This window comes from Stenotrophomonas sp. CASM101 (genome assembly GCF_049384845.1).
In the GTDB taxonomy this organism is placed as follows: Bacteria; Pseudomonadota; Gammaproteobacteria; order Xanthomonadales; family Xanthomonadaceae; genus Stenotrophomonas; species Stenotrophomonas hibiscicola.
The window spans coordinates 394,853-406,961 of record NZ_JBMRFR010000002.1 but is presented as its reverse complement, the minus strand read 5'-3'; the positions used below and the strand labels follow the sequence as shown (position 1 = coordinate 406,961).

14 protein-coding genes and 1 pseudogene are annotated in these 12,109 nt (G+C 67.2%); 12 read left to right on the top strand and 3 right to left on the bottom strand.

Annotation, left to right across the window (positions count from 1 at the left end):
• Window positions 1-596 precede the first annotated feature (596 nt).
• The gene (locus tag VG543_RS05835) at window positions 597-926 is read left to right on the top strand and encodes a DUF6984 family protein (protein ID WP_164144745.1); all 330 of its coding nucleotides are present in this window, start codon (window positions 597-599) and stop codon (window positions 924-926) included.
• A gap of 51 nt (window positions 927-977) precedes the next feature.
• Here the strand turns inward: VG543_RS05835 and VG543_RS05830 are convergent.
• Window positions 978-1,352, bottom strand: a pseudogene (locus VG543_RS05830) (hypothetical protein).
• Window positions 1,353-1,916: 564 nt separating this feature from the next.
• On the opposite strand from VG543_RS05830, the gene moaA reads away from it, so the two are divergent.
• The 11 genes from moaA to VG543_RS05775 all read left to right on the top strand — a co-directional run bounded on the left by moaA (window position 1,917) and on the right by VG543_RS05775 (window position 9,888).
• On the top strand, window positions 1,917-2,897 hold the full coding sequence (gene moaA, locus VG543_RS05825; protein WP_423178054.1) for a GTP 3',8-cyclase MoaA: 981 nt from the start codon (window positions 1,917-1,919) through the stop codon (window positions 2,895-2,897).
• An 8-nt stretch (window positions 2,898-2,905) separates the two neighbouring features.
• Window positions 2,906-3,901: a bifunctional molybdenum cofactor biosynthesis protein MoaC/MoaB gene (gene moaCB, locus VG543_RS05820; RefSeq protein WP_423178107.1), complete on the top strand. Its 996-nt coding sequence runs from the start codon at window positions 2,906-2,908 to the stop codon at window positions 3,899-3,901.
• A complete protein-coding gene (glp, locus tag VG543_RS05815) occupies window positions 3,901-5,154 on the top strand; it encodes a gephyrin-like molybdotransferase Glp (RefSeq protein ID WP_423178053.1) in 1,254 nt (417 codons plus the stop codon). The genes moaCB and glp overlap by 1 nt, the downstream gene beginning before the upstream one ends.
• Window positions 5,154-5,414, top strand: a complete 261-nt coding sequence (locus VG543_RS05810) for a MoaD/ThiS family protein (RefSeq protein ID WP_021204222.1) — start codon at window positions 5,154-5,156, stop codon at window positions 5,412-5,414. The genes glp and VG543_RS05810 overlap by 1 nt, the downstream gene beginning before the upstream one ends.
• Before the next feature lie 3 nt (window positions 5,415-5,417).
• On the top strand, window positions 5,418-5,918 hold the full coding sequence (locus tag VG543_RS05805; RefSeq protein WP_308305671.1) for a molybdenum cofactor biosynthesis protein MoaE: 501 nt from the start codon (window positions 5,418-5,420) through the stop codon (window positions 5,916-5,918).
• Window positions 5,919-6,026: 108 nt separating this feature from the next.
• Entirely contained in the window at window positions 6,027-6,569 is a 543-nt protein-coding gene (gene mobA / locus VG543_RS05800) for a molybdenum cofactor guanylyltransferase (protein ID WP_058981727.1), read from the top strand.
• The gene (locus tag VG543_RS05795) at window positions 6,566-6,931 is read left to right on the top strand and encodes a hypothetical protein (RefSeq protein ID WP_021204219.1); all 366 of its coding nucleotides are present in this window, start codon (window positions 6,566-6,568) and stop codon (window positions 6,929-6,931) included. The genes mobA and VG543_RS05795 overlap by 4 nt, the downstream gene beginning before the upstream one ends.
• A gap of 68 nt (window positions 6,932-6,999) precedes the next feature.
• Complete coding sequence (locus VG543_RS05790; protein WP_155029679.1) at window positions 7,000-7,776, top strand: helix-turn-helix domain-containing protein; 777 nt, start codon at window positions 7,000-7,002, stop codon at window positions 7,774-7,776.
• Window positions 7,777-7,799: 23 nt separating this feature from the next.
• On the top strand, window positions 7,800-8,543 hold the full coding sequence (gene modA / locus VG543_RS05785; protein WP_423178051.1) for a molybdate ABC transporter substrate-binding protein: 744 nt from the start codon (window positions 7,800-7,802) through the stop codon (window positions 8,541-8,543).
• A 3-nt stretch (window positions 8,544-8,546) separates the two neighbouring features.
• The gene (gene modB / locus VG543_RS05780; protein ID WP_423178050.1) at window positions 8,547-9,230 is read left to right on the top strand and encodes a molybdate ABC transporter permease subunit; all 684 of its coding nucleotides are present in this window, start codon (window positions 8,547-8,549) and stop codon (window positions 9,228-9,230) included.
• Window positions 9,220-9,888, top strand: a complete 669-nt coding sequence (locus VG543_RS05775) for a sulfate/molybdate ABC transporter ATP-binding protein (protein ID WP_423178049.1) — start codon at window positions 9,220-9,222, stop codon at window positions 9,886-9,888. The genes modB and VG543_RS05775 overlap by 11 nt, the downstream gene beginning before the upstream one ends.
• Window positions 9,889-10,122: 234 nt before the next feature.
• Here VG543_RS05775 and VG543_RS05770 read toward each other — a convergent pair whose 3' ends face one another.
• Window positions 10,123-11,652: a diflavin oxidoreductase gene (locus tag VG543_RS05770; protein WP_423178047.1), complete on the bottom strand. Its 1,530-nt coding sequence runs from the start codon at window positions 11,650-11,652 to the stop codon at window positions 10,123-10,125.
• Window positions 11,649-12,077 carry a PAS domain-containing protein gene (locus VG543_RS05765; RefSeq protein ID WP_262213816.1) on the bottom strand — a complete coding sequence of 143 codons (429 nt, stop codon included), beginning with the start codon at window positions 12,075-12,077 and terminating at the stop codon, window positions 11,649-11,651. Before VG543_RS05765 ends, VG543_RS05770 begins: the two co-directional genes overlap by 4 nt.
• Window positions 12,078-12,109: the final 32 nt, after the last annotated feature.

Sequence of the window (12,109 nt, the reverse complement as noted above, 5' to 3'; positions counted from 1 at the left end):
AGGTGACCAACCATGTCGGTCGTAGCAATGAGCCTGGAGCATCATGCAAAGTGGTTAAAAATGTCGACGAAGCGAGAGTCAATTCCCAGCTTCAGATAGGGAGATCACTTGGTAGGTGGGGGCCTGCCAACCATTGCCAATCATTTGTAGCCAAGACACTTTGGAATGCTAGTACAGTCGAACTGCAGCAAGAGCAGAACAAACGATTGCTCAACTCGAAGGTTCCTGGGCTGAGGTAGGTATGAAGAGATACATGACATGCGTCCTGCTGGCGTCACTTTCTTCGGCATGTGCGGATCAGAAGCAGGGCGCAACGACGAATTCGTTCGACGATGAGCGGATAGAATGTGTTGAGCCCGCTCGACTGAAGACCGAGCCGTGGGGAAAAGCGGGCTCTTTGAAGGGGTGCGAGATTGCTGATGGTCCATTTGTCGCCGCAGATGATGGGTATATTCGTATGCGTGGACAGTTTAAGAATGGGCATAAGGCCGGTGTGTGGCGATGGTACGACCGAAGTGGAAATGTCACTAAAGAAGTCAATTACTCACAGTAGTCTTTGCGGGGGAGGCTGGATGCAGTGCTCTGAAGGACATCCCGTGCCCAGATTCCTCACCCCCGACGAGGTCTCCCTCATCCACAGGCTGCTGCCCGAGACGAACGAGCTGTCCGAACGGTTGTTGAAGGATCTGGCGCTCGCCCAGGTGGAGGACGTGGAGGTCGTCGGATTCGGAGGCGTGGTGTTCCTGTCCAGCACGACCCAGGTCTTCGGAAGCGACATTGCCACTGCAATGCTTGCCGATGCCGACGGCGTGCCGGTGAGAGTCACCCTGTGCCTGGGCAATCACGATCAGCTCTTCGAGCTGGAGCTGTGCAAAGTGGACTTCTCACCGATCATCGGGGTCGATCTGAGGAGTGCTTTCAGCTAGCACTGACGCCTGCTGAAAGCGGTCCTCGCTGAAGGGCGTTGCGCATGCCCTTCACCCTTCGGGCTGCAACCGCCCCACCGCCTGCGCGCACAACGACTGGCAGGCCATGACCAACCCCTCCATCACCCGGTCGCCCACGTACTCTTCCGGTTCGCCGTTCTGGCGGGTGCGCTCCGCCGCCAGCAGCATTTCCAGCACCACCCGCAACCCGGTCAACGCTCAATCGGCGTCGGCCAGGGCGAGGCGGCGGCCGGGCAGCGGGTGACGCTCCGGCCACGGTTGCCCATCGGCCGCCGCACCGGAGCCGATGCGGTGGAGATTGGCAATGAAGGTGTTCCTGTCCACTGTTGGCGCAGCCTGTGGCGAACCGTCATCGCCGGCGGCGCTGCGGTAGGCGTGCAGATGCGGGAAGTCCGATTCGTTCATGGCAAGGCTCCGTGCAGGGCAATCGGTAGCCGCCACCCGAAAGGTGGCGGGCGGTACGTGGTTCGAATCCGGGTTGGCCTCAAGCCGGCGGGCGCGAACGCCCCCAACGCACCGCCCGCCATAGCCGGCAGACGGATTGCCAGCCGGCGCCACGCATGGTGACGCCGGCTGGCAAGCGCACTTACTCAAGGCCAACACGGGATTCGAAGCCCGGCCACCCTTTTCCGGTGGCACGCCATCTGAGCCCCTGGCGCTGTGCAATGCCAATCAGAAGAGTTGCAAACATCACTCGATTGGAGACGCTTTTGACATTGTCCTACGCTGTTAAGCCCCGCCAGTGCTGGCTGGCGTAGTGATCCGCCCGCAACGTGCAATCTGCGACATGTGTCGAGGTTGTCACGGCGAACGGGACGGGCGGGGAGGGCCTATCACGACAGGCGGTGCCAATTCAGGCTGCGTGCCTCCCGGGTTGACGCTTTCAACGCCCCAGCGCACTCTGCGGGTTGGGGTCGACAACCCGTTCAGGGGCAGGGCTGCAGGGTGGTACCAGGAGGCGGAACAGCGATGAGCCAACTCACCGACAGCTTCGGACGCAGCTTTCCGTACCTGCGCTTGTCGCTCACCGAAGCCTGCAACTTCCGGTGCAGCTACTGCCTGCCCGACGGTTACCAGGCCGACGGCCGCCCGCGTTTCCTGCAGGTGGACGAGATCGACCGCCTGGTGCGGGCCTTTGCTGCGCTAGGGATGAGCAAGATCCGCCTGACCGGCGGCGAGCCCAGCCTGCGCAAGGATCTGGACGAGATCATCGCCACCGTGGCGGCGGTGCCGGGTATCCGCAAGGTGGCCATCACCACCAATGGCACGCTGCTGCCGCGGCGCCTGCCGGGCTGGCACCGGGCCGGCCTGACCGCACTGAACGTGAGCATGGACAGCCTGCAGCGCGAGCGTTTCCACACCATCACCGGGCACGACCGCCTGCCGGAGATCCAGCAGGGCCTGGCCTTGGCGCAGGCGCTGGGCCTGCCGGCGATCAAGCTCAACGCGGTGCTGCTGCGCGGCCTGAACGACGACGAGCTGCCGCAGTGGATGGATTACCTGCGTGACCGCCCTTTCAGCGTGCGCTTCATCGAACTGATGCGCACCGGCGACAACGAAGCCTATTTCCAGCGCCACCACCTGCGCGCCGACGTGGTGATCGAGCAGCTGCTGGCCGCGGGCTGGCACGAGCGGCCGCGCGCGGCCGATGCCGGCCCGGCGCGCGAGTTCGGCCACCCCAACCATCGCGGCAGCATCGGCATCATCGCGCCGTATTCGCGTGACTTCTGCAAGGGCTGCAACCGCCTGCGGGTGACCGCCAAGGGCGACCTGCGGCTGTGCCTGTTCGGCAAGTTCGGCGTACCGCTGCGCCAGCTGCTGCAGCGCGACGAGGACCACGACGCGCTGCTGGCACGCATCACCACCCAGCTTGGCCTGAAAGCGGCCGGGCATGGACTGCACCAGGGCCAGACCGGGCTGACCCCGCACCTGGCCTCGATCGGAGGATGAGCAACACGATGAGTGGGGAATTGAATGCGGCCTTCCACATGGCCGATGTCCGTAACAAGCGCATCAGCCGCCGCCGTGCGGTGGCGGTGGGCGAGCTGCATGCCGGTCCAGTGGCCTATCCGCTGATCGTCGAGCGCCGCCTGCCCAAGGGCGATGCGCTGGTGATGGCCGAGATAGCCGGCCTGCAGGGCGCGAAGATGGCCTCGATGCTGATGCCGCTGTGCCATCCGTTGCCGCTGGAGCTGGTGCAGGTGTTCTGTGCGCCTGTGCCGGAGCGGCAGGCGATCCGCGTGTGGTGCGAGTGCGCCAGCGAGGCGCGCACCGGCGTGGAGATGGAGGCACTGGCGGGCGTCAACGCGGCGCTGCTGACCCTGTACGACCTGAGCAAGCCAGTGGAGCCGGCCCTGCGCATCGAAGGCATCCGCCTGCTGTTCAAGGAAGGCGGCAAGCGTGGTGTGTGGCTGCACCCGGACGGCATGGACGAGGCCGAGCGTGAGCGTTTCAACCCGCGTGCGCCAAAGGGGTTGGAGGGTGCGGCCTGCGCGGTGATCACACTGAGTGATCGCGCCAGCGAGGGCAGTTATGAGGATGTGTCCGGCCCGACCCTGGTGACTGGGCTGAAAAAGCTGGGTGGCGAGGTGGTGGCCGCCGAAGTGCTGCCCGATGGCATCGAGCCGTTGGCGGGCCGCCTGCAGGCGTTGGCCGCCGAGGGCGTGCGCCTGTGCCTGTGTACCGGCGGTACCGGGCTGGGCCCGCGTGACCTGACCCCGGAGGCGCTGCGTTCGTTGAATGCGCGGCCGGTGCATGGCCTGGCGCAGATGGTGCGGGCACTGAGTGCACAGCACACGCCGATGGCCTGGCTGAGCCGCGCCGAGGTGGTGCAGCTGGGCAACATGCTGGTGTTCGCGCTGCCGGGCAGCCCAAAGGCGGCGGCGCAGTGCCTGGACATCCTGGCGCCGGTGCTGGGCCACGCCTTGGCCATGGTCGATGGCGGTGGCCACTGATGATTGCCTACAGCGAGGCCTTGCAGCACCTGCTGGACGCGGCTACGCCGCTGCCGGCCGAACGCCTGCCGCTGCACGAGGCCGCGGGCCGCACGCTGGCCCGTGACATCTACAGCGCGCAGTCACTGCCCCCGTTCGACAATTCGGCGATGGACGGCTTCGCGCTGCGCGCCAACGGCGCGACGTTCGAGGCCGGCCGCGAGTTCGCGGTTCAGGGCTGGCAGGCGGCCGGCGATGCCGGCGCCGAAGGCGGCGAGGGTGCCTGGGAAATCATGACCGGTGCGCGCATGCCGGCCGGGCTGGATACGGTGGTACCGGTCGAGAACGTGGAGATCCTCGCCAGCGAGGATGGCCGCCCGACCCGCATTGCCCTGAAGGGCACGGTAAAGCCGGGCCAGAATGTGCGCCTGCGTGGCGAGGATGTGAGCGACGGCGAGCGCGTACTGCAGGCCGGCCAGGTGCTGGACATCAACGCGCGCACCCTGCTGCATGCCATCGGCATGGGCGAGGTGGCGGTGGTGGCAAGGCCAAGGGCCGCGGTGATCGCCACCGGCAAGGAGCTGGTGACCGAGGCGGCGCAGACGCTGGCGTCCGGGCAGATTCGTGACAGCAACCGGCCGTACCTGGTGGGCCGCCTGCAGGCCGCCGGTGCCGAGGTGGTCTGGCAGGGCACGGTGGGCGATGAGGTGGCGGCGTTCAACGCTGTCCTGGATGAATCGCTGGACGCGGGTGCGCAGCTGTTGATCAGCACCGGCGCGGTGTCGGCCGGCCGCTACGATTTCATTCCCGACGCGCTGCGCGGCCGAGGTGCGCGCATCGTGTTCCACAAGGTGGCGATCCGCCCCGGCAAGCCGTTGCTGTTCGCGGTGCTGCCCAATGGCGCGCTGTATTTCGGCCTGCCGGGCAATCCGGTCTCCGCTGCCGTGGGCCAGCGCTTCTTCATCGAGCCGGTGCTGCGCCGCCTGCTGGGGCTGGCACCGGAGCCGGTGCTGACGTTGCCGCTGCAGGCCGACGTGCGCACGCCGCCGGGCCTGCGCTTCCACGCGCGGGCGTGGGTGGAAGTGGATGCGCAGGGTCGCCTGAGTGCGCGCGTGCTGGCCGGGCAGGAGTCGTTCCGGTTGATGTCCATGCTGCAGGCCAACGCCTGGGTGGTGCTGGAAGGCGAGGGCGGTCTGGCCCCTGCCGGCACGCCGGTGCGTGTGCAGGGCTGGGGTCATCAGGACCCGGTGCAGCTGGCGAGCCAGGAGCCGTGATGAGACAGGTGAATCTGCAGTTGTTCGGCGCGTTCTCCGATCTGGATGCAAGCCGTGAAATCGCGGTGGAGGTGGCTGGTGGCACCGTGGCCGATCTGCGCCAGGCGCTGCGCGAGCTGCTGCCACTGCGTTGGCCGGGTTTCCGTGCCGGCCTACTGGATTACTCGGCATTCGCCGATCAGCAACGCGTGCTGCGCGACCACGACGCGTTGCCCGACGATGGCCGGGTGGCGATCCTGCCGCCGGTGAGCGGGGGCTGAGCGATGAGCGAGAAGATCATCGCGAAGGTGGTGGACCGCGCGCAGGCGGCGATTGATCCGGCCGAGGGCATCGCGGCGGTCTCCGATCCGGGCTTCGGCGGCATCGATGTGTTCATCGGCAAGGTGCGCGACGTCAATGTGGGCCGGCGGGTGACCGGGATCACCTACGACCTGTTCGAGCCGCTGGTATTGAACGAGTTCAAGCGCCTGGCGGCCGAGGTCGAAGGCACGTTCGGGCCGAAGCTGAAGCTGTATGTGGCCCATGCCAAGGGCCGGCTCGGCATCGGCGATGTGGCGGTGGTGGTGGCTGCCGGCAGTCCGCACCGGGACGAGGCGTTCCGCGCGTGCCGGCAGCTGATCGAGGTGGTGAAGCACCAGTGCCCGATCTGGAAGCAGGAGCATTACGAGGACGGCGACAGCCAGTGGAGCGAGGGTTGCAGCCTGTGCCATGTGGACAGCGAAGCTTCGCACTCCCACGACCACACACATGACCATGGGCATTGACCGCGCCCTTCGGGAGGGCGCCGGGTCCAGTAGATCCACGCCATGCGTGGATGAGGCGTTCCCGATGAATCCGGCCGACGCAGCCACGCATGGCGTGGCCCTACTGCGATGAGCATCAACGGCATCGTGCTGGCCGGTGGCCTGTCCAGCCGGATGGGCCGCGACAAGGCGCTGCTGCCCTGGCAGGGCCGCACCCTGCTGGAACACATGCGCGGCGTGTTGAAGCAGGCGGGCGCCGGGCGGGTATGGGTGAGCGGCAACTACCCGGCGTTCGGCGGCGTGCCGGACTGCGTGGCACGCTGCGGCCCGCTGGGCGGGCTCTACAGCGTGGCGATGCAGATGCCTGACGGGCCGGCCTGGGTGGTGCCGGTCGATACGCCGCGGATGACGCCCGCGCTGTTGCTACGTCTGCAGGCCGATCAAGCGCGCGCCTGCACGGTATTCGACGATGAACCGTTGCCGATGCGGCTGCAGATCGATGATCATTGCCGCCGCGTGCTGCGGGACTTGATTGATGATCCGATGGCGCGACGTTCACTGCGCGCCCTGCAGGAACGCCTGGGCGTGACCCGATTGCCATTGGCACCCGAGGATCAGGCGTTGCTGCTCAACTGCAATACGCCATCAGAGTGGGAGTCCATCACAGCATGAAGGTCCAGCTGCAACAGCAATCGATGCGCCTGCGCGTGGATGAGGAAGAGCTGGCACGCTTGCTGGCCGGCGAGTCGGTCGAGAACCTGACCCGCTTCGGCGGCAGCGGCGGCTGGGGCGTAGCGCTGTCGCTGCATGCCGGCGATCAGGCGGTGCTGCTCGATGGCGGTACATTCTGCCGGTTGGTACTGCCGCGCCAAGCCGTTGAGTCGCTGGCGGGGCGGTTGCCCTGCCGGGATGGCTTGGGCTTCGGTATCGCCCTGGATGACGACAGCATGTTGCAGCTGCAGTTCGATGTGGACGTGCGCGACAGCATGCGGCAGCGTGGCCCGCAGCGACGCGCTGAACCTGCGCCGGAGTAGGCGCATGACGCGCAGGGCCGGCTGGCACGCTGTCGTATGATGGGCGCCTTCGTTCCTGCGTTGCTGCAATGCCCCTGAACCCCTCCGCTCCCTCTGCGTCCCGACCGGCCACGCCCAATCCGGCAGCGGCCGATGACGGTGACGCGCTGCACTTCTGCAGTACCTGTGCGTTCTCGGACGCCTGCATGTCGCAGGGCTACGACAAGACCGCGCTGGGCGAGCTTCATGTGCTGGTCGACCACGTCGGCCCGTTCCAGGCCGGAGACTATATTTTCCGTGCGGGCGATCCGTTCGATTCGATCGCAGCGGTCCGCGCGGGCATGGTCAAGACCTTCGTCGATGACAGCCAGGGCAACGAGCAGGTACTGGGGTTCAGCCTGCCCGGCGAGGTGATCGGGCTCAATGCCATCCATGGCGCGCGCTTCCCCTGCAATGCGGTGGCCCTGGACACCGTCTACCTGTGCCGGATCTCGTTTCCGCGATTGAGCCTGCTGGCCACCCGCATGCCGGGGTTGCAGGCACGGCTGTTCAGCCTGCTCAGTGCCGAGATCGGCAAGGTGGCCACGCTGGCTGCCAACCATCGCACCGAGGAGCGCATGGCGGCGTTCCTGCTGGATCTTTCCGAGCGCTATGCCCGGCGCGGATTCTCCGCCACCCGTTTCAACCTGAGCATGGCCCGCACCGAGATTGCCAACTACCTGCGGATGGCGCCGGAGACGGTGAGCCGGGTGCTGCGCCGGTTGAGCGACGAGGGTGTGATTGCGGTGAACCAACGTGAGATGCTGTTGCTGCAACCCGAGCGGCTGGCGGAACTGGCCGTGGCTCGGGAATCCGGACTGGACTGATCAGGCAGGCGAGGGGCCGACCCATGATGCGAGCGGGGCTGTTGGTGCTGGGAATGCTGGCTGCAGTGCCGGCCTGGGCGGCCGAGTTGACGGTGTCGGCGGCATCGAGCCTGACCGAGAGCTTCCGCGAACTGGGCAATGCCTATGAGAAGGCGCACCCGGGCACCAGGGTCGATTTCAACTTCGCCGCGTCCGGCGTGTTGCTGCAACAGATCAGCCGCGGTGCGCCGGTGGACGTGTTCGCCTCGGCCGACGAAACCACGATGGACCAGGCCCAGCAGCAGGATCTGCTGGCGGCCGGCACCCGCGAGGTGTTCGCGGTGAACGCGCTGTGGGTGGTGGTGCCGCCGCAGGCCAAGGCCGCGCCGCGTACATTGAAGGACCTGGCCGGTGCCGGTGTGCAGCGCATCGCACTGGGCAACCCGGACAGCGTGCCGGTCGGCCGCTATGGCAAAGGCGCGCTGGAAGCGGCGGGCCTGTGGCCGTCGGTGCGGGGCAGGATCATCACGACGCAGAACGTGCGCCAGTCGCTGGATTACGTGGCGCGCGGTGAAGTGGATGCCGGCTTCGTCTATGCCACCGATGCACAGGCAATGCCCGACCGGGTGCGCCGTGCCTTCGCGGTGCCGGTGCCCGGGCGCATCGCCTATCCGCTGGCGGTGACCAAGGCCAGTACGCAGCCGGTGGAGGCCAGGCGCTTCGCTGCCTTCGTGCGTTCGCCGCACGGCCAGGCGATCCTGGCCAGGCACGGGTTCGGCAAGCCCTGAGGCATGGATCTGGACTGGAGCGCACTGTGGTTGTCGCTGAAGGTGGCCGGCTGGGCCACCGCGATCAATCTGGTGCTGGGCGTGGCACTGGGCGCCCTGCTGGCGCGTCGGCGCTTTCCGGGCCGTGACCTGCTGGATTCACTGCTCACTCTCCCGATGGTGCTGCCGCCGACGGTGCTGGGGTATTACCTGCTGGTGCTGATCGGCCGCAATGGTCCGATCGGTGCGTGGCTGCAGTCGTGGTTCGGCATCAACCTGGTGTTCACCTGGCAGGCGGCCGTGATTGCTGCGACGGTGGCCTCGCTGCCGCTGGTGTTCAAGCCGGCACGCGCGGCGTTCGAGGAAGTGGACGGTCAGCTGGAGCAGGCCGCGCGCACCCTGGGTGTATCCGAAGCGGCGGTTTTCTTCCGCATCACGCTGCCACTGGCCTGGCGCGGCATCCTCGCCGGCCTGCTGCTGGCGTTTGCGCGCGCGATGGGCGAGTTCGGCGCCACGCTGATGGTGGCGGGCAGCATTCCGGGCCGCACGCAGACGCTGTCGATCGCCATCTACGAGGCGGTGCAGGCCGGCCAGGACGGCAAGGCCAATGCGCTGGTGATCCTGACCTCGGTGGTCTGCATCGTGATCCTGTTGCTGGCCGCGCGGCTGGTGGGCGGGCGTCGCCGGGAGCTGCGCGATGTGGCTTGACCTGCAGGTGCAGCGTCGCCTGCAGGCGGCCGGCCAGGATTTCGTGCTGGATGTATCGCTGCAGTGCACGCAGCGCCAAGTGGTGTTGTTCGGGCCCTCGGGCGCGGGCAAGAGCCTGACCTTGAAGGCGGTGGCCGGGCTGCTGCGGCCGGGCCAGGGTCATGTGCGCGTGCAGGGGCAGACCCTGTTCGATGCGGCCACCGGCGTGGATCTGCCGCCGCAGCGCCGCCGGCTGGGCTATGTGTTCCAGGACTACGCGCTGTTCCCGCACCTGAGCGTGCGCCAGAACGTGGCGTTCGGGCTGCAGAAGGGCTGGTTGAATCCGGGGCTCGGCCAGCGTTTCGATGCCGTGGAGCAGTGGTTGCACGCCTTCCGCATCGACACGGTGGGCGATCTGCTGCCCTCGCAGGTCTCCGGTGGCCAGCGCCAGCGCACTGCATTGGCGCGCGCCCTGGTGACGCAGCCGCAGGCGCTGCTGCTGGATGAGCCGTTCTCCGCACTGGACCATGACCTGCGCCAGCACCTGCGTCAGGAGCTGGAAACGGTGCTGGACCGGACCGGCATCCCGTTGCTGTTGATCAGCCATGACCCGCAGGATGTGGCCATGTTCGGCCAGCAGGTGGCGCGCGTGGTGGACGGCCGCATTATAGGCAATTGACCCGTGATGGACGCACCGGCGATGGTTGGTCACATCTGATGGTAGTGCCGGCCGCTGGCCGGCAACCACGGAATCCTGAGCAGCCGGCCAGCGGCCGGCTCTACCGTGATGCGTAGGCGACGGCTATCTAGAGCGGGGTAGTGCCGGCCGCTGGCCGGCAGCCGTGGCATCCGGAGCAGCCGGCCAGCGGCCGGCTCTACCGGTTCAAGGTCCGTGCGGTCCGGTGGCCATGGATCAGTACAGCTCACAGTGCGTGCGGCCTTCACCGCCCAGCGCGTCCCAGCGCCCTTCGCCAGCGACGGCATCGATGGCCTCGCGCACCGCGCCTTCCAGGTGGCGCTTGTTGCCGCACAGGTACAGATGCCCACCGCGGGCCAGCACATCGCGCACTTCATCGCCGCGCTGCCGCAGTACATGCTGCACATAGACCTTTTCGGCGCCATCGCGCGAGAACGCGGTATGCAGGCCAGCCAGCACGCCCCGGGTATGCCAGTCCTGCAGCTGGTCGCGGTACAGGTAGTCGCGCTTGCTGTGCTTCTCGCCAAACACCAGGTGCACCTCGCGTTCGCAGCCGTTGGCCTGCAGTTCCTGCATCAGGCCCATCAGCGGTGCGATGCCGGTGCCGGTGCCGACCAGCAGCAGCGGCGTCTGGCCGGTATCGGGCAGGTGGAAGCCGGGGTTGGAACGGCAGTACACACGGGCGTGGTCGCCACCGTGCAGCAGGCTGCCGGTAGCGGTGCCGAAGCGTTCGCGGCCGCGCAGGGTGTAGCGCACTTCGCGCACGCACAGGCTCAGCTGGTCGTCGCGCGGGTGCGAGGCGATTGAATAGGCACGCGGCAGCCGTGGTGACAGCAGTTCACGCAGCCGGGGCAGCGGCATGCTGTCCGGGGTGGCGTGGTCCTGCAGCACGTCCAGCAGGTCCAGGCCGTGCAGGTAGGCGTCCAGCTCGCGCTTCTGGCTGACCTTCAGCAGGCCCTTCAGCGTTTCGCTGCCACCGAGCCGGGCCAGCTCGCGCAGCACGCTCTTGCTCAGCAGGCGCAGCTCGCGGTCGCGCAGGGCGGCCACGGCCGTGGTATCGCCGTACCAGCGGGCCAATGCGTGCAGCAGGGTTGGGTCGTTCTCCGGCACCACGTGCAGGGTGTCGCCCGCGCGATAGGCCATGCCACTGCCGGCAATGTCCAGCTGCAGGTGCCACGCGGCCGGGTCGCTGCTGTTCAAGCGGCGGCGTTCGAGGATGCGCGCGGCAAAGGCGTTGTCTTCACCATAGGCGGTGACCTGCAGGTGCAGGTCTTGGCCAGCGCTGAGGTCGCCACCCAGCACCTGGCTTAGCACCGGCTGCCATTGCTGGAAGAACTGCTCGTAGCCCAGGTCGGCATCCACCCGGTGCAGCAGCGGCTGCGCCTGGCGCTCGCTCAGCGCGGCATCCAGCGCCTTGGTGAAGCCGCAGAAGCTCGGGTAGCCGGTGTCACCGAGCCCAAACACGGCATAGCGCAGGCCGCTCAGCGTCGGGGTCTGGCGCAGGGTTTCGAAGAACCGCTCGCCATTGGCCGGCGGTTCGCCATCGCCGAACGAGCTGGAAATCGCCAGCAGCACGTCGCCTTGGCCGAGACTGGCCACGTCGATGTCGTTGAACGGGAGCACCTGCGGCGCATGCGGCTGCAGGTCCGCGCCCAGACGCTGGGCCAGGGCGCGGGCGTTGCCCGACTCGGACGCAAAACCCACCAGCAGGCGGCTGAAGGGCGTACTGGTCGGGAGAGCGTTCACGCGGCCTCGTAGAAGTCGTCGAACTTTTCCTTGCTGAACTCGACCAGGTCGTAGTTCTGCATCAGGTCGTTCACCACGCGGCGGATGCTGATGTAGGAGGTGATGTTGCCGTCGGCGTCGAACAGCGGCTGCACGGTGGTGTCGACCACGTAGAGCACGCCGCCCTTGCCGAGGTTGGGCACGATCCCGGTCCAGGTCTTGCCGGCCTTGATGGTGTCCCACATGTCCTTGTAGACCGCCTTGGGCACATCCGGATGGCGCACGATGCTGTGCGGCTGGCCGATCAGTTCCTCGCGGGCGAAGCCGGTGAGCGTGCAGAACAGGTCATTGGCGTAGGTGATGTTGCCCTGCAGGTCGGTGGTGGAGATCACCATGACGTTCTGCAGCGCATTCAGGAGCTGGGCGTTGTCCGGGGAGTAGTTCATCGCGGGGGTCCTTGTAGAGGCCGGCAGCGCCG

Bases quoted from the DNA above. Each gene is read 5' to 3' on its own strand.
- moaA (WP_423178054.1), top strand. From the start codon at position 1,917: ATGAGCCAACTCACCGACAGCTTCGGACGCAGCTTTCCGTACCTGCGC.
- moaCB (WP_423178107.1), top strand. From the start codon at position 2,906: ATGAGTGGGGAATTGAATGCGGCCTTCCACATGGCCGATGTCCGTAAC.
- glp (WP_423178053.1), top strand. From the start codon at position 3,901: ATGATTGCCTACAGCGAGGCCTTGCAGCACCTGCTGGACGCGGCTACG.
- VG543_RS05810 (WP_021204222.1), top strand. From the start codon at position 5,154: ATGAGACAGGTGAATCTGCAGTTGTTCGGCGCGTTCTCCGATCTGGAT.
- VG543_RS05805 (WP_308305671.1), top strand. From the start codon at position 5,418: ATGAGCGAGAAGATCATCGCGAAGGTGGTGGACCGCGCGCAGGCGGCG.
- mobA (WP_058981727.1), top strand. From the start codon at position 6,027: ATGAGCATCAACGGCATCGTGCTGGCCGGTGGCCTGTCCAGCCGGATG.
- VG543_RS05795 (WP_021204219.1), top strand. From the start codon at position 6,566: ATGAAGGTCCAGCTGCAACAGCAATCGATGCGCCTGCGCGTGGATGAG.
- VG543_RS05790 (WP_155029679.1), top strand. From the start codon at position 7,000: ATGCCCCTGAACCCCTCCGCTCCCTCTGCGTCCCGACCGGCCACGCCC.
- modA (WP_423178051.1), top strand. From the start codon at position 7,800: ATGATGCGAGCGGGGCTGTTGGTGCTGGGAATGCTGGCTGCAGTGCCG.
- modB (WP_423178050.1), top strand. From the start codon at position 8,547: ATGGATCTGGACTGGAGCGCACTGTGGTTGTCGCTGAAGGTGGCCGGC.
- VG543_RS05775 (WP_423178049.1), top strand. From the start codon at position 9,220: ATGTGGCTTGACCTGCAGGTGCAGCGTCGCCTGCAGGCGGCCGGCCAG.
- VG543_RS05765 (WP_262213816.1), bottom strand. From the start codon at position 12,077: ATGAACTACTCCCCGGACAACGCCCAGCTCCTGAATGCGCTGCAGAAC.